Genomic DNA, 21,599 nt, shown 5'->3' with positions numbered 1-21,599 from the left:
TTATTAAATCATCATGCAATGGTGACGTATGGAAAGGCTTTGGATCATTCCCACTCGATCGTCGCTGGTGGCTTACCACTGATATCATAAACTACCCGCGATATGCCACTGACCTCATTAATGATCCTGTTCGACACACGACCTAAGAAATCATATGGCAGGTGTGCCCAATGAGCGGTCATAAAATCGATGGTTTCAACCGCACGCAGGGAAACGACCCAGTCGTATTTACGGCCATCACCCATTACGCCGACAGAGCGTACTGGCAGGAATACAGTGAACGCCTGACTGACTTTATTGTACAGATCCGCTTTATGCAGTTCTTCAATAAAAATAGCATCTGCACGGCGCAGCAGGTCACAATACTCTTTCTTCACTTCACCTAATACACGCACACCAAGACCTGGGCCTGGGAATGGATGGCGGTACAGCATGTCATATGGCAGACCCAGTTCCAGACCAATACGGCGAACTTCGTCTTTAAACAGCTCTTTCAGCGGTTCAACCAGACCCAGTTTCATATCGTCCGGCAGGCCACCCACATTGTGGTGCGATTTGATGACATGAGCATTACCTGTCGCAGAAGCAGCAGATTCGATAACATCTGGATAAATCGTGCCTTGTGCCAGCCATTTAACCTGAGTTTGTTTTGATGCTTCTTCATCAAATACATCAATAAAGACATGACCTATGGTTTTACGCTTGGCTTCTGGCTCATCAATGCCCGTCAATGCAGACAAGAAGCGCTCTTCTGCCTTAACATGAACGAGGTTCAGGTCGAATTTACCCTCAAACATCGCCATAACCTGATCGGCTTCATTCAGACGCAACAGACCGTTGTCTACGAAAACACAGGTCAGGCGTTTGCCAATGGCGCGGTTCAGCAGCAATGCGGTTACGGAAGAATCCACGCCACCAGACAGTGCCAGAATAACGTGATCATCACCAATCTGCGTACGTAGGCGTTCTACAATATCGTCGATGATGGAAGCAGATGTCCATAATGCTTCACATTGACAAATATCCAGTACAAAACGTTGCAAAATATTCAAACCCTGATGAGTATGAGTAACCTCTGGGTGGAATTGCACGCCATAAAAACGTTTTTCATCATTGACCATAATGGCAAACGGGCAGGTATCCGTGCTGGCAACGGTGATGAAACCTTCTGGAACAGCAGTGACTTTATCACCATGACTCATCCATACATCCAGCAAAGGCTTACCGGATTCACTCAGGGCATCCTGAATACCACGGAATAATTCACAGTCACTTTTGATTTCAACTTGAGCATAACCAAATTCGCGCTCAGTGGAATTACCCACCTTGCCACCCAGTTGCGTGGACATGGTTTGCATACCATAGCAAATTCCCAGTACCGGCACGCCTGCATCAAAGACATATTCCGGCGCACTCGGGCTATTATTCTCTGTTGTACTTTCCGGTCCACCCGAAAGGATGATACCACTCGGGTTAAATTCACGGATTTGCTCTTCCGTGACATTCCATGTCCAAAGTTCACAATAAACACCAATTTCACGAATACGGCGGGCAATTAGCTGGGTATATTGCGAACCAAAATCAAGGATCAGAATGCGATGCTGGTGGATATTAGTTGTCATTTGAGGTGAATTCCAAAAACAAGTGGCAAGAAAAATAAAGAAGTCAGTGGCCCGATAGCGGGCCACCCTAAATAAATTACAAACCTAAACGATAGTTTGGTGATTCTTTGGTGATGGTCACGTCATGTACGTGACTTTCCTGAATGCCCGCACCACTGATACGAACGAACTCTGCTTTAGTTCTCAGTTCGTCAATAGTGGCACAGCCTGTTAACCCCATGCAGGAACGCAAGCCACCCATTTGCTGGTGAACGATGCTTTTCAACAGGCCTTTGTAAGCCACACGGCCTTCGATGCCTTCTGGCACCAGTTTGTCAGCCGCGTTATCGGTCTGGAAATAACGGTCAGAAGAGCCTTTGGACATCGCGCCCAGTGATCCCATACCACGGTAGGATTTGAAAGAACGTCCCTGATAGAGTTCAATTTCCCCTGGGGATTCGTCTGTACCAGCCAGCATTGAACCCACCATGACGCATGATGCGCCCGCTGCAATCGCTTTAGCGATGTCACCAGAGAAGCGGATTCCACCGTCAGCAATCACAGGAATGCCAGTACCTTCCAGTGCATCCACAGCATCAGCAATCGCCGTGATTTGAGGGACACCAACACCAGTAACGATACGGGTAGTACAGATAGAACCAGGGCCAATACCAACTTTCACTGCGTTAACGCCGGCTTCAAACAGTGCCTTAGCACCTTCGCCAGTCGCTACGTTACCACCAATGATTTGCAAATCAGGATATTTAGCACGGGTTTCACGAATACGCTGCAAAACACCTTCAGAATGGCCGTGGGATGAATCAATAAGCAGGATATCCACTCCCGCAGCCACCAGCGCATCAACACGTTCTTCATTGCCAGCGCCCGCACCGACCGCAGCACCAACCCGCAGACGACCTTCTTCATCTTTACAGGCGTTAGGCTTACGTTCTGCTTTCTGGAAATCTTTCACAGTGATCATGCCAAGCAAGTGGAAGCTATCATCAACGACCAGTGCTTTCTCAACACGCTTTTCGTGCATTTTCTGCAACACAACTTCGCGCGCTTCACCTTCTTTTACGATGACCAGACGCTCTTTCGGCGTCATTACCGCAGTCACTGGCTGATCCAGATCAGTAACGAAACGTACATCACGGCCAGTAATGATACCTACCAGTTCGTTCTCTTCTGTCACGACAGGATAACCCGCGAAACCATTACGTTTAGTCAGTTCATGTACTTCGCGCAATGTAGTTTGTGGCGTTACAGTAACAGGATTAGTCACGACACCACTTTCATGCTTTTTCACGCGACTGACTTCTTCTGCCTGACGCTCAATGGGCATATTCTTGTGAATGAAGCCGATGCCCCCTTCCTGGGCCAGTGCAATTGCCAGAGCAGATTCCGTCACAGTATCCATGGCCGCTGAGAGCATAGGAACGTTCAGACGAATAGTGGAAGTTAATTGAGTGGACAGATCTGCCGTATTAGGCAGGACTGTAGAATGGGCAGGAACCAACAAAACGTCATCAAAAGTTAATGCTTCTTTTTTAATTCGCAACATGGGCAATATCTCACCAAGCTATGGGCAATAAGGCATAAAATATTGCCGCGGCATTATACAGGCCGTAATCGATTGCCTCCAGCATTTTTTAAAAAAATTTCTTGATTCGTACTCTGGGATGATTAGTATCAGTTAATTAACCTCTTGCTTTGAAATTTGATCTGGCTCACATGTCACTACCAACCAACACCGGAATTTTTTCTGTTAGTCGTCTGAATCAGACTGTCCGTCAGCTATTAGAGCTGGAAATGGGTAGAATTTGGCTAAGTGCTGAAATTTCTAACTTTTCCCAGCCTTCATCAGGGCATTGGTACTTCACTTTAAAAGATGAGCGGGCGCAAATTCGTGCTGCTATGTTTCGCAGCAGCAATCTGCGGGCAACATTTCGTCCACAAAATGGTCAGCAGGTGTTGGTGCGTGCACAGATTACGCTATATGAACCACGGGGGGACTATCAACTGATTGTGGAAAGTATCCAACCTGCTGGAGATGGACTGCTACAGCAACAATTTGAGGTGCTGAAACAGAAACTTACCTCAGAAGGGTTATTTGATTCGATCCATAAAAAACCACTGCCCTCACCAGCAAAACGCCTCGGTGTCATTACCTCCGCCAGTGGCGCTGCGCTGCATGATATTCTCAATATCCTGAAACGCCGCGATCCATCACTGCCAATTATCATTTATCCCACTGCGGTTCAGGGAGCTGAAGCGCCGTTACAGATTATTCGGGCGATTGAGCTGGCAAATGATCGGCAGGAGTGTGATGTTTTAATTGTCGGCCGTGGCGGTGGATCACTGGAAGATTTGTGGTGTTTCAATGATGAGCAGGTAGCACGGGCGATCTTCCAGAGCCGTATTCCTATCGTTAGCGCAGTTGGGCATGAAACCGATGTCACAATTGCAGATTTTATAGCCGATCTGCGCGCACCTACGCCTTCTGCGGCCGCTGAGCTAGTCAGTCGCAATCAAATTGAGTTGTTAAGGCAAGTTCAATCTCTGCAACAACGACTCGAAATGGCGATGGATTACTTTTTTGCCCAAAAACTGCGTATTTTTAATACGTTGCAGCATCAGCTCCAGCAACAGCGCCCCGATTTACGGCTGGCTCGGCAACAGAACAAGTTAGTGGAGTTGCGTCAAAAATTGGTCGATAGCCTCCTGCGCTGTTTGAAGCAACATTCTCTTTCACATGAGAAGCTAAATCTACGACTCTTACAGACAAATCCCGATCAGCAAATTCGGCATTATAGCCAACAGAGCCAACAATATGATTTTCGGTTGAAGCAAGCGATTGAACGCCAATTAGGACATTATCGGGAAAAATTTGCGGTGTCCTGCTCGCAGCTCAATGCCGTCAGCCCGCTGGCAACTCTGCAACGCGGTTACAGTATCAGTGAAACATCCGATGGCACGTTACTGAAGGAAACTAAGCAAGTAAAAGTTGGGGATACCCTAAACACCCGATTACAGGATGGCTGGGTTAAAAGTCAGGTGATTCAAGTAAAAAGACAGACCAAGAGAGAAAAATCACAATAGATACAAAAAATAGAAATAGCGGTGATTTCCTACCGCTATTTAAATTCTATTAGAAGCGAACTTCCGCACCCATTACGTAGGTTCTGCCACGAGCAGTTTGGGTCACTGCATCATCATCTCCCATAAATGCTGAGGAATTCATACGGTTCAATGCATCAGCATAGTTTCTATTGGTCAAGTTCTGTACGGATAATTTAACAGAAATATTTTTATTGATCTGGTAATCCGTGTATAAATCGACAATAGTTGGTATCTTATCATCTTTCATCATCTTTATATGGCCACCATTGTTTTTATCCACCTCCATTGAAGGATCTTGATGATAAGATTTTCCCGTATATTTCACTATAGCTCCAACACGAATTTTTTCGTCCAATAAACGAACGCCCATATCCAATGTGATATAACGTTCTGGCAATTGAGATGCTGGACTTGCCCCAAATTCGGATGTTGCTTTGGAAGTCGGCTGTTGTGTTTTTTGCTGGCTATACGCCAATGAACTGTAGAATATACCAGCATCATAGTTTGCCGAAAGCTCGTAGCCACTCATATCAACTGGTGTCAAGCTATTGGTATAAACCATTATATTAAAGGGTCTTTCATGGTAATCTTTGGGTTCCAATGAACCATCATCTTTGCAGATTTTTCCTGTTGCACACAGTGTATAAGATTCACTTCTAATGTAATTTTTAATCTTGGTATGGAAATATGCTGCTTTCAGGCGGAACGTATCTCCTTCCACAATTAAATTTGGACGATAGCTATTAAAACCAATTTGATAAGTATCCGCTTTCTCCCCTTTCAGGAAGGGATTTACAGAAGCCCCCGCTTCATTGGAATAAAAAACTTCCTGAGCATTTGGTGCCCGCATTGAATGGGCATAACTTACAAATGGCTGGAATGCAGGGGTGATTTCTGCGGATAATAAAATGCCCGGATTAAATCCACGCGATTTTATATTTAATAATGCTCTTCCCTGTGGGAAACAGTCCAATATTTCATCACAAGCTGGTTTTATTCCTTTTAAGCTGGAATCTAAATAATTTAGTCCCAGATCTGCGGTATAAATACCGTGTTCAACTTTTAACTTGCTATAAATACTGGTAGTATTCTGTTTTCCACTTGGTGAAAATACGTTATTCTCTTCTGTAGATACATACATCTGCCCATCACCGAAATCAATACCTGTTCTCTTACGATATTCATTACGCATCAATTTACTACCAAGCGTAAACGCAAAATCGGTATCACCGTAATTAAATCGACTGGTGTTTTTAATATCAATAGCATCAGATTTATTACATGATTCACTCCTACTCAGTCCAGCCAAAGTGCCACCCTGAACGTCTTGAATACTATTTCCCGTACTGAGCAAAATTTTTGTGTCAATTAATTCACTAAATGGTGTGTAATGATATTTCAGATAATAGTCATAACTATCAATATGACGTTTATTAAATTTGTTGTGATAAAAACGCCCGCTTAACTCTAGATCGTGAAAATCATTGGGCTTGATATTTATTTTCATTAATTGAGAATTTGGCTTTTGTTTAAATGTATCTCTTGTACCAAATTCATTACTACTGACACCCATAGCATTTTTATAATGCGCATCAATACTGTGTCCACTGACAGCAAACATCGCACCAAGGGAACCTTCTGGACTAAATGTCTGTGTTTTTCCTGCAACCGCCATCATTCCACTTTTGCCGATACCATTGTTACCGTATGCCCATTTAGTACGCACTCCTAGTTTACTCCCTTCAAAGATGACATCATCGACACCAATGGTACGGAAGTTAGCACTTCCCACCAACGCATTAACTGAGTCAGAATCACTGGATTGCCCACGATCAATATCTGTTCGTATAATAAAATTAGGATCAAGCAGTACACCAAATTGGTTATAAGGCTGCGCCCCATGCCCATATTCACTCGGTGAAGTACCATAAAAACTCTGGCTCACACCATCCACCATCATATTGACGCGGCCAAAACCACTTAACCCACGGATATTAACACTTATAGTTCCCTGACTTGCATCCATCTGGGTATAAGTGCCCGGCAGGCTTCGCAGGACGCTGTCCATAGATTCCAGTTTATTATCTTCACCGACAGAACTATAAGCGCCGGGTTTTTCCATTGCCTGAATCTGTGGGGAATTATTATCTTGAGCACCTGAGACTTTCAGGCTACTAAAGCGCATAACTTTTTCTTTTTTATTGTCACTCGCATTTTCAGCATAAGCTATCCCCTGAAGCCCAATAAGTATTACACTGGCTCCCGCTATTTTTGCCACAATTCTCATTAGCATCACATCCTAAATAAAATAATACTGATTAATACTCACATTGCTTCGCAAATTTGGCGATAAAATACCCATGACACTGATAACAAATTATCAGCGCCTTGGGTTATAAATATATTTTTTATTAGTCTTTTAGTTGTGGAAAATAAACTTTGGCATCATCTAACATTAAAAGGAAACTATAATCAAAGGCAATATCATTCAAGCGATTAAAACGCCCTGGTTTTCCACCATGCCCAGTATCCATATTCGTTTCCAGTAATAAAAGACTATCCCCCTGCTTTATTTCCCTTAATTTGGCTACCCATTTTGCAGGTTCCCAATATTGCACCTGAGAATCATGCAAACCCGTCGTAACCAATAAATGAGGATAACGCTGATGTTTGACATTATCATAAGGGCTATAAGACTTAATGCGGAAGTAATCCTCTTTGTTATTTGGATTGCCCCACTCTTCATATTCACCCGTCGTCAATGGAATGGATGGATCAAGCATTGTAGTCACAGCATCCACAAAAGGCACTTTTGCAATCACCCCACGATATAGCTCCGGAGCCTGATTGATCACCGTTCCCATCAATAAACCCCCTGCGCTGCCACCTTCGGCATATACGCGCTGGCTGTCACCATACCCATCAGCAAGCAATGTTTTGGTTGCATCAATAAAATCATGAAAACTGTTCATTTTGTTTTCGACTTTACCTTGCAGATACCAGTTCTTACCCAATTCACCACCACCACGCACATGCACCAAGGCATACACAAAGCCGCGATCCAGCAAACTCAGCAGCGGAGAGCTAAAATAAGGGTCCATACTGATACCATAAGAACCATAACCGTAAATCAAGATTGGATTTTCCCCTTTCTTAAACAATGATTTACGGTATACCAGAGAAACCGGCACTTCTACGCCATCCCGGGCTTTTACCCAAATACGCTGGCTTTCATAGTTCTCTTTGTCGAACCCTTTGACTTCCTGCTGTTTCAGCAATTCACGTTCACCCGTTTGCATATTCCACTGGAATACCGAACTCGGTGTAGTCATGGACGAATAACTATAGTGCAGTAAATCAGTATCGGGTTCCGGGTTATAGTCTAACGATGCCATATATGCAGGTTCATCAAACTTAACGCGTTTTTCCTGCTGGGTTTTCCAATCAATCTGACGAATTGTTGACAATCCTTTGGTACGCTCTTGCACTACCAACCAGTTGTTGAACAGCGCAAAATTTTCCAGATCAGTCTCTTCCTGGGGCGCAATTACCGTCTCCCACGGTTTATTAATAGCGCCTGCTTGGTATAAGCCAAACAATGGATGTTCATGGTTGGAACGGATATAGAATTGTCCACGGAAATGATCGAGATCATATTCACGCCCAGCCTGACGAGCAGAGAAAATCTGAGTTTCTGATTGAGGATTATTGGCATCAATCAGCCGATATTCCGAGGTCGTACTGCTGGCAATAGAGATCAAAATATAGTCAAGCGAGGTACTTTCTGATATTCCCAGATAAAAACGGTCATCATCTTCCTGATAGATTTTTTTATCCTGTTGGATATCAGTGCCATATTGATGACGGAATAATTGATAAGGCAACAGAGTCTGTGGATCTCTACGCACATAAAACAGCGTATTACCATCATTTGCCCACACAATATTGCCAGATGTGTTTTCAATGACACTGTTCTGCCATTCACCATCACCTAAATTTTTAAATGAAACCTGATAATTGCGGCGACCTTGAGTATCTTCTGCCACAGCTATACGCTTGTTGTCCCGCGTAACCGCAAACCCACTGACTCGATAGAACTTATGGCCTTTTGCCCGTTCATTACCATCAACCATCACCTGCCAGTCGGTTGAATTATCGACAGGTTTACGCTGATAGATCGGGAAATCTTTCCCTGCCTCATAAACGGTACGATAAACATACCCATTATAGGTATAAGGAGCTGACTGGTCTTCTTTACTCATTCTGCCAGCCATTTCGTTATACAGTGTTTCCCGTAATTCCTGGCCTGATTTCAGCATCTGCTCGGTATACTTATTCTCAGCCGTCAAGTAATCAATAACGTCTTTATCCTGACGAGTGTCATCGCGCAGCCAGTAATAATTGTCAACACGGGTATCACCGTGAAATGTCATCTTATGTGGCTGTTTTGTAGCTATAGGTGGCACCATATTTTTCTCCATTGCAATAGCGGCAAAACTGTTACACAGCAAACTACCACCCAGTAGAAAGCTGCGCACTACCCTTTTTGTTTGAGGTGAAAATACCGTTTTATGCTGTAACATGCCATTAATCCTGTATTTTTACTGAGATAAATAAAAATCAATCGGCAGTTCAACTGTCACCCTGCCATTGATTAAAATAACATCAGGGGGTAAAGGTAAGGGTTGCGATCTTTCCAACACGAGCCTTGCTTCCCGGTCGAGTGAGTTCGTCCCCGAACGTTTTATTAATTCACTATCAATCACAGTACCCAACTGATTAACCGTGAATTTTACCATCGGTCGCCCTGTTCGGTTTCTTCTCTGGGCATCCGGCGGATATTTCTTATAGCGATTTAAATGCCCACTGACCTCAGCCTGCCAGACCGCTCTCGCATCAGCAATGGCATCGGAATTACTTTCATAAGATGCGGCTGTACGAGAGGTTATATTATCTGCCGTCGCATTACTGGTTGTCGGTGCAGCGCTACTGCGAGACTTTTCACTTTCCTGTTTCTCTGCCTTCACACGCTTAACAGGCTGTGTTTTTTTAGGTGCATCCTGTTCTTTCTGTTTTTTCTTCGGCTTATGCACCAAAATATTGGCATTTTCATTCACATCCAATTTTGGCATGTTGATTTCATCAACCTTACTTTCCTGTTGCTGGCTGGCAACAGACAATTGCTGTTCAATTCCAATAGGTTGATTCTGTATCTTGTGTATCGCTTCTGTCTGCAATGATAATTCCACCATAACCGCAGGCGGAGGCAGGAACTCCTCAATATCAATATCCTTGGGTGTATAAATAAACCAGCCCACCAGCAAAGCATGGAGAGTGATCGCAGCGAGAAAGGATTTTGTCACGTGACCAACGTGAGTGGTTTGATACGTGGTATACGTCAACATTTCTTATAACACATAATATCAATGATAAATTAAGAGAATGATAATCAATTAGATATATAAATGAAAACTATTTTTATTTATTGGTGTCATCACATCCTTGTGATATTTACAACTATTGGGTTATAGCTTTAGTTACTTTGGGGGTAAACCAGACAAAATCAGCATATTCTCTGTTCAGAGAAACCCCTTGCTCTGCGATAACGAATACAGCAACCTGCTCATTTGGCGCTATTTTTTTCACATGCTGAGGGACTCCCATCGCTTTTACCGCGTGGTATCCGCCCGCAAATAGCAAAGCAGGTGATGGCGCGTTAACCAACTGCTCAGCCATCCGCCGATCACGCATTTGTTGAATCATCGTCATGGCAGAAAGGTGTTTTGCCTCTATGTCCGCACCGTGAGAATTTTTAATCGTTTCTTCGATTAATTTTTTAACGTCATCAGAAACCCACGCCGTTTTATCCGTAGGGGAATGATTTTTATATGCCTGATCGATCTCCGAGCGATCCAAATTCGCCGCCAGCAACGGATAAGGTGCTTTCACCAGCTCCGTAACCAGCTCCCCATACAATTCCCACGGCCAGCCTTGTTGCCACGCCAATAATTGCTTAATTCTTTCCTCTCTGACAATCGGATTGCTCTGCAACCAGCTTTTGACTTTATTCACTTTTTCCTGCTGGTTTGGGTTAATCATTTCCAGCAATACGGAACCGTGGGGGCGTTTCTGCCCAAGCTGCTGAACCAGCCATAACTCGATCTGATGGTGGTAGGGATTATCATGCTTTTCACCCACAATGACTCTAGGGTAAGCAGCCAGTTGCTCAAGCAGTTCAGCGGAGGTGATCGCTTTGCCCGTTGTCATATCAAGCAACATGCCGGATTGCACTAATTCACTGGAAAGGGTTTGAAGCGCTCTTTGAGATCCATTTTGAGGATCGTGCTGTGGTGTTACACAGCCGCCAAACAGGAAGGCACACGCTAAAAAAGTCGATTTTATACAGGTAGATGCTTTCATAGGTATTCATTATCAAAATATAAATTTTCCGCATATTATAGATAATGAGAATTATTTACAAATAAAACTACCCTGTTAAGCCTATGCTTGGCAGGGTAGCTGATTTCTTCATCCCGACCTGATTACTGCTATCGGGACGGGTTATAAAGATGACTTACAGTGGATTGGTCTGTGCTTCAACGGCAGCCAACGCAACCATGTTCACGATACGACGGACAGAAGCAATCGGCGTCAAGATATGCACTGGCTTCGACACGCCCATCAATACTGGGCCAACTGTTACACCATCGGAGCTGGTGACACGCAGCAGGTTATAGCTGATACGCGCAGCTTCCATATTTGGCATAATCAACAAATTAGCTGCACCTTTCAGTGGGCTGTCCGGCATAATGTCACGACGAATGTTTTCCACCAGTGCCGCATCTCCGTGCATTTCGCCGTCGATTTCAAGTGACGGAGCCGCTTTCTGCACCAGTTCTAGCACCTTACGCATTTTTTGTGCGGAAACACAATCAGAAGAACCAAAACTCGAACGTGATAACAAAGCAACTTTAGGTTCAATACCAAAACGGCGCACAGTTTCGGCAGCCATCAATGTAATTTCAGCCAGTTCCTCTGGAGTAGGATCTTCATTGACATAAGTATCTGCAATAAAAGTATTCCCCATCGGCAACATCAAGGCATTCATCGCACCTGCGGTATGTACCCCCTGACGGAAGCCAAAGAAATCTTTCACTACTTGATAATGTTCGCTGTAGCTGCCGACAGTGCCACAAATCAAGCCGTCTGCTTCACCACGATGTACCATGATTGCACCGATCAGTGTCGGATTACCAATAACCGTACGGCGGGCCTGCTCCTGAGAAATACCACGGCGTTTCATCAGTTGGTAATACTCCTGCCAATACTCTTTAAAACGCGGATCATTTTCGTTATTCACGACTTCAAAATCTTTACCAACTTCAATGTGCAGACCTTGCTTCTTAATACGCATTTCAATGACGCTGGGGCGACCAATCAATACTGGGAATGCCAATCCAAGGGAAACCAATTCCTGCGTGGCATGCAGTACACGAATATCTTCCCCTTCCGCCAATACAATACGCTTTTTCTCTTTTTTCGCCTGAGAGAAAATCGGTTTCATAAACAGGTTGGTTTTATAGACAAACTCGTTGAGCTTCTCAATATAAGCCCCAAAATCAGCGATAGGCCGCGTTGCGACACCGGAATCCATCGCAGCTTTCGCCACGGCAGGCGCGATTTTGACAATCAGGCGTGGATCAAATGGCTTCGGAATAATGTATTCAGAGCCAAAGAACAAATCTTGGTCGCCATAGGCTGAAGCCACTTCCTGGCTTTGTTCGGCCAGTGCCAAATCCGCAATCGCGTGAACACAAGCGAGTTTCATCTCTTCATTAATCGTTGTCGCTCCGACATCAAGTGCGCCACGGAAGATGAATGGAAAACAGAGCACATTGTTAACTTGGTTAGGAAAATCAGAACGGCCTGTACAAATAATAGCATCAGGGCGTACCGCTTTTGCCAGTGGTGGCAAGATTTCCGGTTCTGGATTCGCTAACGCCATGATGAGCGGATCTTTCGCCATCGTCTTCACCATCTCTGGTGTCAGGACACCCGGCCCAGAACAGCCAAGGAAAATATCGGCATCAGGGATCACATCCATCAACGTACGACACCCATTATCTTCGATAGCATAATCGGCTTTGGTCTTTTCCATATTCTCTTCGCGACCACGATAGATAACACCCTTCGAGTCACAGACGGTAATATTTTCACGCTTCAGACCCAGAGCCACCAGCAAGTTCATACAGGCAATAGATGCTGCACCCGCACCAGATACCACCAAGCGTACTTTGCCGATATCTTTATTGACAATGCGCAATCCATTTAATACCGCAGCCGTACAGATAATCGCCGTGCCGTGCTGATCATCATGGAATACAGGAATTTTCATCCGCTCACGGAGTTTCTGCTCAATATAGAAACATTCCGGTGCTTTGATATCTTCAAGGTTAATGCCACCAAAAGTCGGCTCCAATGCAGCAATGATATCAATCAATTTATCAGGATTGGACTCATCAACTTCAAGATCAAAAACATCAATGCCAGAGAATTTCTTAAATAGAACGCCTTTACCTTCCATAACGGGTTTGCCGGCTAATGCACCGATATTCCCCAAGCCCAAAACAGCAGTACCGTTGGAGATAACCGCGACAAGATTGCCGCGTGCAGTATATTTATAAGCCGCCAGTGGATCTTTTGCTATCTCAAGGCAAGGCGCAGCAACGCCTGGCGAATATGCCAATGCCAAATCACGCTGTGTTGTTAATGGCTTGGTCGGGGTAACCGTGATTTTCCCTGGTTGCGGAAATTCATGAAAATCAAGAGCACTTTGTTTTAATTTCTCGTCCATCATCTGATCCTTTGCGAGTCATATCGAAGTGAAAACCCGCCCAGTATAGTAGTTACAGAAGGTTAAATCATGATGTCAGCGACATTTTGTTAAGAACCCTTGGGAATCAAGAATAAAAAACAGACAAAATATGATCTTATGTTAACCAATACTAGATAAATAGTATTCTTATAATACTCATAAGGAGGTATTTTATCTTCAATTAATTAATAACCCGCTAAATTAATTAAAGAAGCATTCTAAAAACAACTTTTAAAATAAGCTTACAAAAACGAAATTTAATCTATAAAATCATCATGCGTATTTTATTTAGAAAATTATTAGCAATTAAGGAAACGCATTTTCTTATGGCAGTGAATTTTATTTCGCCTGAATGGATAAACCTGTTTGCGATATTTTTATTTTTATATCAGGATATATTTTCAGAATCTCATTATCTATGATTCAATATACTCTATAAAAATTACACAGCAATTTAACATAAAGCAGAGTCCTGTCTTTTATGTTTTATTAAATATAAAAATCTGCATTTCTATATGGGAGAAGGAACATGCATAATCATTCAGTCATGATAGTCGATGATCATCCTATCATTCGTCACGGTTTAAAAAGGTTGATTGAATTGGAACGTGAACTCATTGTGACTGCTGAAACAGGCAATGGTGAAGATGCTATTAATATAGCTTGCCAGATAAAACCTGACATTATTCTGATGGATTTAAAAATCCATGGCCTTTCCGGAATTGATACGATTAAATCTCTCCGCCGAAAAGGGCTTGATTCCTATGTTTTGGTACTCTCAGATTCAGATAATCGCGGTGATATTTATGATGCAATTGATGCCGGTGCAAATGGTTATTTATTAAAAGATATTGAACTGGCTCCTCTGATGAGTAACATAAAAAAAGCCGCAAATGGCGATGCAGTGTACAGTGAAAAAGTCTACCAATATTTATCCACCCGTCATCTTTATATTGATCCTTTATCAAAATTAACCAAACGTGAATTGGATGTCCTAAAAGAAATCTCAGAAGGAATGACAAATAAAGAAATCGCTGACTTTCTTTTTATTTCAGAAGAAACTGTGAAAGTTCATACCCGTAACTTATTGAAAAAACTTAAATCCCGCTCCCGTCTAGAAGCCACCATCATCTATCTAAGGCATAGAAAACCAGAGTTAATCTGACATCTGGTTGATCAATGTCCTCAATATGCAACACAATTTCCCTGAGTCTGCCAACGGGGAAATTGTGAGTTAATGAGATTGTCAATTAATTACCAACCAATTAGTTTCATATATGATTAATAACAACTGTTATTTATATAATTTATTATTTCACGTGATTAACTAATGTCAACAGACAAAATAACTTGATCAAGTTTAATTAAATTTGAACATAAGCAGAGTAGATTGTTATCCATCCTAAAGAAATGACGTAGATGGCGCACATGAAAGATGCCGTGTTATCTGGATAAAATGCCAAATTTCCCGCATTATGTCGGATGTGTAAAACCAGACTAAGGATCTCATCATGTCAGATACCACTTCTCACAAAGCATTCACTCTCTACGGTATCAAAAACTGCGATACCATGAAAAAAGCGCGTCGCTGGCTAGAAGACCAAGAGATCCTCTATCAGTTTCATGACTATCGCGTTGATGGTCTATCCTCTGAGTTGCTACAGTTATTTATTGAACAAGTGGGCTGGGAACCTCTGTTGAATACTCGCGGTACAACTTGGCGCAAATTGTCTGATGATCAAAAGTCAGCTATTAATAATACAGAAGCTGCCAAAAAATTGATGCTGGAACAACCTTCAATCATAAAACGCCCGCTATTGGTGTCAGAAACAGGGAATTATTTACTCGGCTTTAACGCCGAACAATATCAACAGTTTTTCTTTCATGACTAGATAAAGGCCAAATAATGACTTGTCCAGTAATTGAACTTACCCAGCAGCTAATCAAACATCCTTCTGTCAGCCCTGATGACCAAGGATGTCAGGATATACTCATTCAACGTCTGCAAAATACTGGCTTTACAATAGAACGAATGCCTTTCGGGGATACTCTGAATTTCTGGGCTTACCACGGAACAGGCACAACGTTTGCCCTCGCAGGACACACTGACGTGGTTCCTGCCGGTGATACTTCAAAATGGCAAACCCCTCCTTTTGATCCCGTTATTCGTGATGGCATGCTGTATGGCCGTGGTGCAGCGGATATGAAAGGTTCTCTGGCGGCCATGGTTGTTGCTGCTGAACGTTTTGTTAAAGCTAATCCTGACCATCCAGGCCGCCTCGCTTTCCTGATTACTTCAGATGAAGAAGCCAGCGCGACAAATGGCACAGTCAAGGTGGTCGAAACTTTAATGTCACGCCATGAACGCCTGGATTACTGTCTGGTAGGAGAACCTTCCAGCCAGCAACGTCTGGGTGACATAATTAAAAATGGGCGTCGGGGTTCCCTGACAGCCAGTCTGACTATCCACGGTATTCAAGGGCATGTTGCCTATCCACAGCTGGCAGATAACCCTATTCACCATTCACTGCCTTTTCTACAAAAACTGGTCAATACCCAATGGGACAATGGCAATGAATTTTTCCCCGCAACCAGTATGCAGATCGCCAATATTCAAGCGGGAACTGGCAGCAATAACGTCATACCGGGTAAATTGTGGGTTCAATTTAATTTCCGTTTCAGTACTGAATTGACAGATACCGAGATCCGCCAGCGGGTTGAAGAGATGCTGAAAAAACATAATCTGAAATATGACATTGACTGGTGGCTATCCGGCCAGCCTTTCTTGACCTGCAAAGGTGAACTTGTCGATGCCGTGGTTGAATCCATTGAACAGTGTTGCGGATATAAACCAGAGATATCAACGAGTGGCGGTACATCGGATGGGCGTTTTATTGCCAAAATGGGAGCGCAGGTTGTGGAATTAGGGCCTATCAACGCCACTATCCATAAAGTTAATGAAGGTATCAGCGTGTCAGATTTACAGAAATTGAGCCTGATTTACCAACGTATCATGGAGCAATTAATCAAATGATGACGCCTGAAATGTTGACAGGTCTGTCAACAGATCACTTGGTGACATTAGCGGGTAATCACCGTTTACAGTTCAATGCCACTAAAGCGTTTCTTGCTATGCAAAGAGATGCAGCCAAGGCAGGTTTTAAATTACAGCCCGCCAGTTCATTTCGTGATTTCGCGCGCCAGCAAACTATCTGGAATGAAAAATTTCGGGGACAACGTCCGGTATTGGATGACAATAGCCAGCCCCTTGATATTACAAAAATGACCGAAGGAGAGATTTGTGAAGCTATTCTCCGCTGGTCTGCTCTGCCGGGAGCCAGCCGTCATCACTGGGGTACTGAACTGGATATTTATGACCCATTCCTTCTGCCACAAGGTAAGAAATTGTTACTGGAACCATGGGAATATGAAAACGGCGGCTATTTTGAACCACTATCAGACTGGCTGACTGAAAATATGTCTATTTACGATTTTTATCGCCCATTCAACCAACATAACAGTGGTGTAGCATATGAACCGTGGCATATCAGTTTTTGGCCGCTGTCTCATGAAGCAGAAAATTTGTTCAATGAGCAAGTGCTGCTAAATGTCTGGCAGGATCACAATATTGCTGGTATTGATTGGTTATCAGCCAACCTCTCCTCTCTTTTTGAAAAGTATGTCAAGATAGCTGAGCCGGATTAAGCGTAATCCCAGTAGGCACTAATTTCATAATATTCCCAGGAGAGCATGATGCACTGGTTGATGGATTATTGGTGGGTTATTCTGCTACTACTCGTCGGTATTATTGTTAATGCAATAAAAGAGTTGAGCCGCGTCGATACGAAGCGCTTTTTAGATAACAAACCAGAATTACCCCCTCACCGAGATTTTAATGATAAATGGGATGATGAGGACGATTGTTCCCAGAAACACCGCAAGAAATAGTCCAATTTTTCCACTGATTGGCAAGTATCTCATCAATGCTTGCCAATGCTCCTGCAGTTTCTTCCCGACAACGTTTCAACAACGCCTTACGTCCGCTCAGGGATAAATCGCGTGCGCACTGTTCAATATCTATCTGTTGTTGAAGATATTTTCTCAATGCTGGCAAAGCCAGATCATGTGCCAATAATAACCGCTGTAACGCAAAATAAGACGCAGACAGGGGACGATGAGCGAATGCAAAACCCGCCAGTTCCTGCCAGTCGCTATCACTGAGCTGGTTATCACCATGATGATAAATAGGTAAGGAAAAACCGATCAGTAATTCCAGCCAGTATGCATCACGACATAATTGCTGTTGCGCGGACTCAGCCAGCCATTTGCCCTTCTCACTCAGTGGCAAAATAGCCATCGCGGTATAGCAACCACTGCTCGCTTCAAGATGGGTCCCCATCCGCACCAATCGAAAGCCACATGTTTGCCAGAGTGACCAAAGTTCAGCGGTATAACCAAAACTGACAGAAAGAAAATCCTGCTTTTGTGCACGGGCTTCTTGACACTGTTGAGTAACTAAGCGCTGTGCAATGCCACGGCGGCGATATTGTGCCTGCACAGCAATACGACTGACACGCTGTGAACGCATCGTCGCAGCCTGTGGAAAGCCACCATGTGCTGCCAAAGACTGAGCCACCAGATTCCCCCTTGGACGGCGACGCCCTGCCCACACTTCATGCGCCAATGTCTGTGGCAACTCGCCTTCACTTACCATCCATAACGCACCGATCAATTGTTGATTATTCACAGCGGAACGAGATATAGCGGCCAGAAAAGTCATTCCGTTACCATCCAGCAAACGGCGCAAATCAAGAGGGGATGTGCGGTAATGAGCACTGGTCAACAATCCATAAAACTGACGCAGTAATTCAGGTTGTCGCAACCACATTGCCTGAGTGATGGGATAAAAGTGCAAATTTTTCTCAGGCTCGGAATAAACCAATGGCTCATCCGGCAACGATTTTTCGTTAAATAACCGTTTGTCGTCGAATAACAGTGAGCTATCTAACCATGTTTCCAGTGGATCATTTTCAGCCCAACGCATCGGTGTTTCCAATTCTCTAACATGGCAATCAGGCAATGTGGCACACAACTTCAGCAAAAATCCACGTCCGGTTCCTTCATAGCCCTGCACCGTTGTCGTTAATAACACTCGTGGAAAATATCGGATTAATTCGGCTAATTGCGGGGTTGGGATCGCCGCAGCTTCGTCAATCAGAAGCCAATCAGCATCAATATCGTGACCTTCTCGATTGTTTTTCAATCGACAATATTTCAATAAATTGTCTACTGCCCAGAATGGGGTTTTATCAACAGGAGAATCCTGCTCAGGATCGGAAGTCCCGGAATAATGTCGAATAACTTCTGTCGTGATTTTTGCAGGTGCACAGAGCCAACACTTCCCCTGCCATTGCTGTATGAGCATTCCGGCCAGGGCAGATTTTCCGCGTCCTCGGGGCGCAGTGACCACCCAAACCCCCTGTGAAGCCCGTAGTAATTGTTCAAGAATAGCCTGCTGGCTGGCAGTAGGATTACCATCAGGCATCTGCCACGGTACGGTTTGTGATAATTGCACTGGCTGAAAGGGTTTTCCCTGTTGCCATAACAGGATATTGGGAAGCTCAAGGATTTGCTGTTGAATATGTTGGATAAAATGAGGCGTAGAGATCACGCCAGCCGACTCGTTCCAACGCGAACTGTCTTCATCTGGCTGTGCTGGCCATTGTGACCAAGTTGGTACACGCATCACCAGCCAGCTTCCGGCTTTTAGCGTACCAGCCAGAATCGCCAGCGCTTCGGCATTAAAACCACGGGTTACATCAAAAACCCCATGCATAAATTCGCGCCCAAGCAAACTAAACGCTTTTGCTGGCTCAATCGCATCCTCGTCTCCAGATGCGACGGTTACCCAATCCCCCTGAAACTGTTTTTTCAGATGAATAACAATCTGCTCGCTCCACTGGACATCACCACTTAAAACCACCAAGCGGCGCTGCCCTTGCTGCTGCATTTGTTCCTGCAACTTTTTCCAGATCGAATCTAACACGGTCATGGTTTACCAATCATGATAGATAAAATACCCGCTGCAATCAGCGGGCCGACGGGAACGCCCTTGAACAACGCTACACCCAATACAGTACCGACCAATAACCCCGCCACTGTAGAAGGCTGACTCGACATCAAGGCAACACCTCGGCTTCCCAGCCACGATACGATAATACCGACAGCGATAGCGAGCAGTGATTTCCAGTTCAAAAATGAACTGAATATGTCCTGCGCAGAAATTTTTCCACTTGCTATAGGTGCCATAACTCCGATGGTGAGAATCAGGATACCTATCGTCAAACCATATTTTTCCACCCAAGGGAAAAATTGATTCAGTGGTGTAATGCGGACTATCAGCAAAAACAACATAGCAAGCGTTACTGTCATGTTATGGCTGATAATGCCAAGGCCTGCCAGCACTAACAAAATAAGTAAAGTAGGGTCAATATAGTTCATGAATTTTTGTTCCCTGCAAAAAAATTTTACTGATGGTTTTTACACCGACCAATACACATCTAATACATAGCAGAATAATAACTTAAAATTTAATATCTTAATCATATTATTTGCATTCAATAAGATATTGCTAATTAATGGCCACATTAGTAGAAAAAACAGTCTGTAAGAAAAAATACATAAGATTCCCCCTTCCCTATTATTTAACAATAACTTTAATTTATAGTTACATTTATTTATTTGATTATGAAAAAATTAATATTCTCAATCATATTCAATATGTTATTAACTGACTATACCTCTCAATGAGTGCCTGCAATGAATGAAAATTATACTTTGGATAATCAATCAGCCAATTGACTATCCTAACCGCCTTCCAACTTATCTAATATTTATCATTTAAATCATATCATTATGAATATTTGTTGTTTTTTGCATCATAATTATTATTAATAATTGTTGATAATAACATTAAATAATTTATTGGTAATGGAAATATTATAATGAGATGTGTATGAAACAAAATGGTTGGAAAAAACAAATAAAACACTTGTCTTAATATGCTCACATTAATAAAAAATCATGTTTTGATAGTCAATCAATCTATTAGCCATTCTGGTTCCTTTTTATATTTATCAAAATTTTTCTCATCAAAGCTACCCCCACTATTTTGATTAAGGGCTATCTCTAATTATTAGTTTAAATAATCATTTAATACATTAATCCAAATCACCATTTTGTAACGGTAATAGATCCCTCTCCTGAATATCCAATAGTTTCAGAAAGTGCTTTAAGATAACCCTTTCCCATTTACCCGATGTTTACAGTCCTGATCATAGAATTGCTGGCATTTGGAATTATTGGTTTACATAATAACGGTTATCAATAATAATAATTAGTGATAATCAAATTAATTCACTTACTAAGTGTCTGAAATATCATAGATTGTGACGATTTATTTGTTGGTTCAGCATCAAGCTACATTAACCATACGACACAAACATACATTAAGACTTTTAACAGGGAAAATGCAGAAAGGTTGTAAGGAAAGCCTTACAAACGGGATGCATTCGTATGAAAGATATGAAAAAAACACTCTTCTCAATCATGTTCAGTGTGGCATTAACTGGTTGCACCACTCAATGGGTGCCGGTAGGAAGTCACTATACCCCTTTTAATGAAGCGAACGCAGAGTGCAATATAGAAGCACTCCAGCAGTTCCCTGTGAGAAACGAAGTTGCCCAACGGTCTTCAATCAAAACCGTAAAACATTACTGTCCTGCCTGTTGTAAATCTGACAAAGCTGATAAATCTGACAAAGACTGTTATTTCGATCAGAGTGTCCCTACGACCGAAAGTTATGTTATGGATGTTAACGAACGCTCCAGACATCAATTATATAGCAGCTGTATGGAGCGAAATGGTTGGGAAGAACAGACAAAATATCTGTTTTAATGTGCTGTAATAAATAAGAATTATGGTCTGGGTAGTCAATCAAG

General features: G+C 43.1%; 16 protein-coding genes. 7 read left to right on the top strand and 9 right to left on the bottom strand.

Features of this window, described 5'->3' with window-relative positions; translation table 11 throughout:
• Window positions 1-44: 44 nt before the first annotated feature.
• Together guaA and guaB are read right to left on the bottom strand one after the other, a co-directional pair.
• Entirely contained in the window at window positions 45-1,622 is a 1,578-nt protein-coding gene (gene guaA / locus NXS07_RS01765; protein WP_038206618.1) for a glutamine-hydrolyzing GMP synthase, read from the bottom strand.
• Between the two features lie 76 nt (window positions 1,623-1,698).
• The gene (gene guaB / locus NXS07_RS01760) at window positions 1,699-3,165 is read right to left on the bottom strand and encodes an IMP dehydrogenase (RefSeq protein ID WP_038196795.1); all 1,467 of its coding nucleotides are present in this window, start codon (window positions 3,163-3,165) and stop codon (window positions 1,699-1,701) included.
• Between the two features lie 170 nt (window positions 3,166-3,335).
• Here guaB and xseA point away from each other — a divergent pair, with 170 nt between their 5' ends.
• Window positions 3,336-4,703: an exodeoxyribonuclease VII large subunit gene (gene xseA / locus NXS07_RS01755; RefSeq protein ID WP_038206669.1), complete on the top strand. Its 1,368-nt coding sequence runs from the start codon at window positions 3,336-3,338 to the stop codon at window positions 4,701-4,703.
• 49 nt (window positions 4,704-4,752) lie between these two features.
• On the opposite strand, the gene NXS07_RS01750 is transcribed toward xseA, so the two are convergent.
• From NXS07_RS01750 to maeB, 5 genes are all read right to left on the bottom strand, one after another.
• Window positions 4,753-7,011 (bottom strand): TonB-dependent receptor domain-containing protein, encoded by a 2,259-nt coding sequence (locus tag NXS07_RS01750; RefSeq protein ID WP_080717480.1) that lies wholly within the window; start codon window positions 7,009-7,011, stop codon window positions 4,753-4,755.
• A gap of 124 nt (window positions 7,012-7,135) precedes the next feature.
• Complete coding sequence (locus NXS07_RS01745; protein ID WP_258086063.1) at window positions 7,136-9,193, bottom strand: S9 family peptidase; 2,058 nt, start codon at window positions 9,191-9,193, stop codon at window positions 7,136-7,138.
• Between the two features lie 132 nt (window positions 9,194-9,325).
• The gene (locus tag NXS07_RS01740; RefSeq protein WP_258086055.1) at window positions 9,326-10,129 is read right to left on the bottom strand and encodes an energy transducer TonB; all 804 of its coding nucleotides are present in this window, start codon (window positions 10,127-10,129) and stop codon (window positions 9,326-9,328) included.
• Between the two features lie 112 nt (window positions 10,130-10,241).
• On the bottom strand, window positions 10,242-11,144 hold the full coding sequence (locus tag NXS07_RS01735) for a ChaN family lipoprotein (RefSeq protein WP_038221578.1): 903 nt from the start codon (window positions 11,142-11,144) through the stop codon (window positions 10,242-10,244).
• 154 nt (window positions 11,145-11,298) lie between these two features.
• Window positions 11,299-13,578: an NADP-dependent oxaloacetate-decarboxylating malate dehydrogenase gene (gene maeB / locus NXS07_RS01730; RefSeq protein ID WP_038206606.1), complete on the bottom strand. Its 2,280-nt coding sequence runs from the start codon at window positions 13,576-13,578 to the stop codon at window positions 11,299-11,301.
• A gap of 550 nt (window positions 13,579-14,128) precedes the next feature.
• Here maeB and NXS07_RS01725 point away from each other — a divergent pair.
• From NXS07_RS01725 to NXS07_RS01705, 5 genes are all read left to right on the top strand, one after another.
• Window positions 14,129-14,764 (top strand): response regulator, encoded by a 636-nt coding sequence (locus NXS07_RS01725; protein ID WP_238099609.1) that lies wholly within the window; start codon window positions 14,129-14,131, stop codon window positions 14,762-14,764.
• Window positions 14,765-15,110: 346 nt separating this feature from the next.
• Window positions 15,111-15,491 carry an ArsC family reductase gene (locus NXS07_RS01720; protein ID WP_258086054.1) on the top strand — a complete coding sequence of 127 codons (381 nt, stop codon included), beginning with the start codon at window positions 15,111-15,113 and terminating at the stop codon, window positions 15,489-15,491.
• 14 nt (window positions 15,492-15,505) lie between these two features.
• Window positions 15,506-16,633, top strand: a complete 1,128-nt coding sequence (dapE, locus tag NXS07_RS01715; protein WP_258086053.1) for a succinyl-diaminopimelate desuccinylase — start codon at window positions 15,506-15,508, stop codon at window positions 16,631-16,633.
• Window positions 16,630-17,304, top strand: coding sequence for a M15 family metallopeptidase (locus NXS07_RS01710; RefSeq protein ID WP_238127194.1), 675 nt, complete (start codon window positions 16,630-16,632; stop codon window positions 17,302-17,304). Before dapE ends, NXS07_RS01710 begins: the two co-directional genes overlap by 4 nt.
• A gap of 48 nt (window positions 17,305-17,352) precedes the next feature.
• A complete protein-coding gene (locus NXS07_RS01705; RefSeq protein WP_071826233.1) occupies window positions 17,353-17,547 on the top strand; it encodes a YpfN family protein in 195 nt (64 codons plus the stop codon).
• On the opposite strand, the gene NXS07_RS01700 is transcribed toward NXS07_RS01705, so the two are convergent.
• Together NXS07_RS01700 and NXS07_RS01695 are read right to left on the bottom strand one after the other, a co-directional pair.
• Window positions 17,492-19,651, bottom strand: a complete 2,160-nt coding sequence (locus NXS07_RS01700) for a tRNA(Met) cytidine acetyltransferase TmcA (RefSeq protein WP_038206594.1) — start codon at window positions 19,649-19,651, stop codon at window positions 17,492-17,494. The two genes, NXS07_RS01705 and NXS07_RS01700, sit on opposite strands and share 56 nt — an antisense overlap.
• On the bottom strand, window positions 19,648-20,100 hold the full coding sequence (locus NXS07_RS01695) for a DUF441 domain-containing protein (RefSeq protein ID WP_038195212.1): 453 nt from the start codon (window positions 20,098-20,100) through the stop codon (window positions 19,648-19,650). The genes NXS07_RS01700 and NXS07_RS01695 overlap by 4 nt, the downstream gene beginning before the upstream one ends.
• A 1,074-nt stretch (window positions 20,101-21,174) precedes the next feature.
• Here NXS07_RS01695 and NXS07_RS01690 point away from each other — a divergent pair.
• Window positions 21,175-21,555, top strand: coding sequence for a hypothetical protein (locus NXS07_RS01690; protein ID WP_051861350.1), 381 nt, complete (start codon window positions 21,175-21,177; stop codon window positions 21,553-21,555).
• The last annotated feature ends 44 nt before the right edge of the window (window positions 21,556-21,599 follow it).

The organism is Xenorhabdus bovienii (genome assembly GCF_024721015.1).
GTDB classification, from domain to species: Bacteria; Pseudomonadota; Gammaproteobacteria; order Enterobacterales; family Enterobacteriaceae; genus Xenorhabdus; species Xenorhabdus bovienii.
Note: the sequence above shows the minus strand (reverse complement) of the source record. Positions and strands in the feature narration are given on the sequence as shown.

Coding starts and splice junctions, on each gene's coding strand:
- NXS07_RS01720 (WP_258086054.1), top strand. CDS start 15,111: ATGTCAGATACCACTTCTCACAAAGCATTCACTCTCTACGGTATCAAA.
- NXS07_RS01705 (WP_071826233.1), top strand. CDS start 17,353: ATGCACTGGTTGATGGATTATTGGTGGGTTATTCTGCTACTACTCGTC.
- NXS07_RS01695 (WP_038195212.1), bottom strand. CDS start 20,100: ATGAACTATATTGACCCTACTTTACTTATTTTGTTAGTGCTGGCAGGC.
- NXS07_RS01735 (WP_038221578.1), bottom strand. CDS start 11,144: ATGAAAGCATCTACCTGTATAAAATCGACTTTTTTAGCGTGTGCCTTC.
- guaA (WP_038206618.1), bottom strand. CDS start 1,622: ATGACAACTAATATCCACCAGCATCGCATTCTGATCCTTGATTTTGGT.
- xseA (WP_038206669.1), top strand. CDS start 3,336: ATGTCACTACCAACCAACACCGGAATTTTTTCTGTTAGTCGTCTGAAT.
- NXS07_RS01725 (WP_238099609.1), top strand. CDS start 14,129: ATGCATAATCATTCAGTCATGATAGTCGATGATCATCCTATCATTCGT.
- NXS07_RS01745 (WP_258086063.1), bottom strand. CDS start 9,193: ATGGTGCCACCTATAGCTACAAAACAGCCACATAAGATGACATTTCAC.
- NXS07_RS01740 (WP_258086055.1), bottom strand. CDS start 10,129: ATGTTGACGTATACCACGTATCAAACCACTCACGTTGGTCACGTGACA.
- NXS07_RS01700 (WP_038206594.1), bottom strand. CDS start 19,651: ATGACCGTGTTAGATTCGATCTGGAAAAAGTTGCAGGAACAAATGCAG.
- guaB (WP_038196795.1), bottom strand. CDS start 3,165: ATGTTGCGAATTAAAAAAGAAGCATTAACTTTTGATGACGTTTTGTTG.
- maeB (WP_038206606.1), bottom strand. CDS start 13,578: ATGGACGAGAAATTAAAACAAAGTGCTCTTGATTTTCATGAATTTCCG.
- NXS07_RS01710 (WP_238127194.1), top strand. CDS start 16,630: ATGATGACGCCTGAAATGTTGACAGGTCTGTCAACAGATCACTTGGTG.
- dapE (WP_258086053.1), top strand. CDS start 15,506: ATGACTTGTCCAGTAATTGAACTTACCCAGCAGCTAATCAAACATCCT.
- NXS07_RS01690 (WP_051861350.1), top strand. CDS start 21,175: ATGAAAGATATGAAAAAAACACTCTTCTCAATCATGTTCAGTGTGGCA.
- NXS07_RS01750 (WP_080717480.1), bottom strand. CDS start 7,011: ATGAGAATTGTGGCAAAAATAGCGGGAGCCAGTGTAATACTTATTGGG.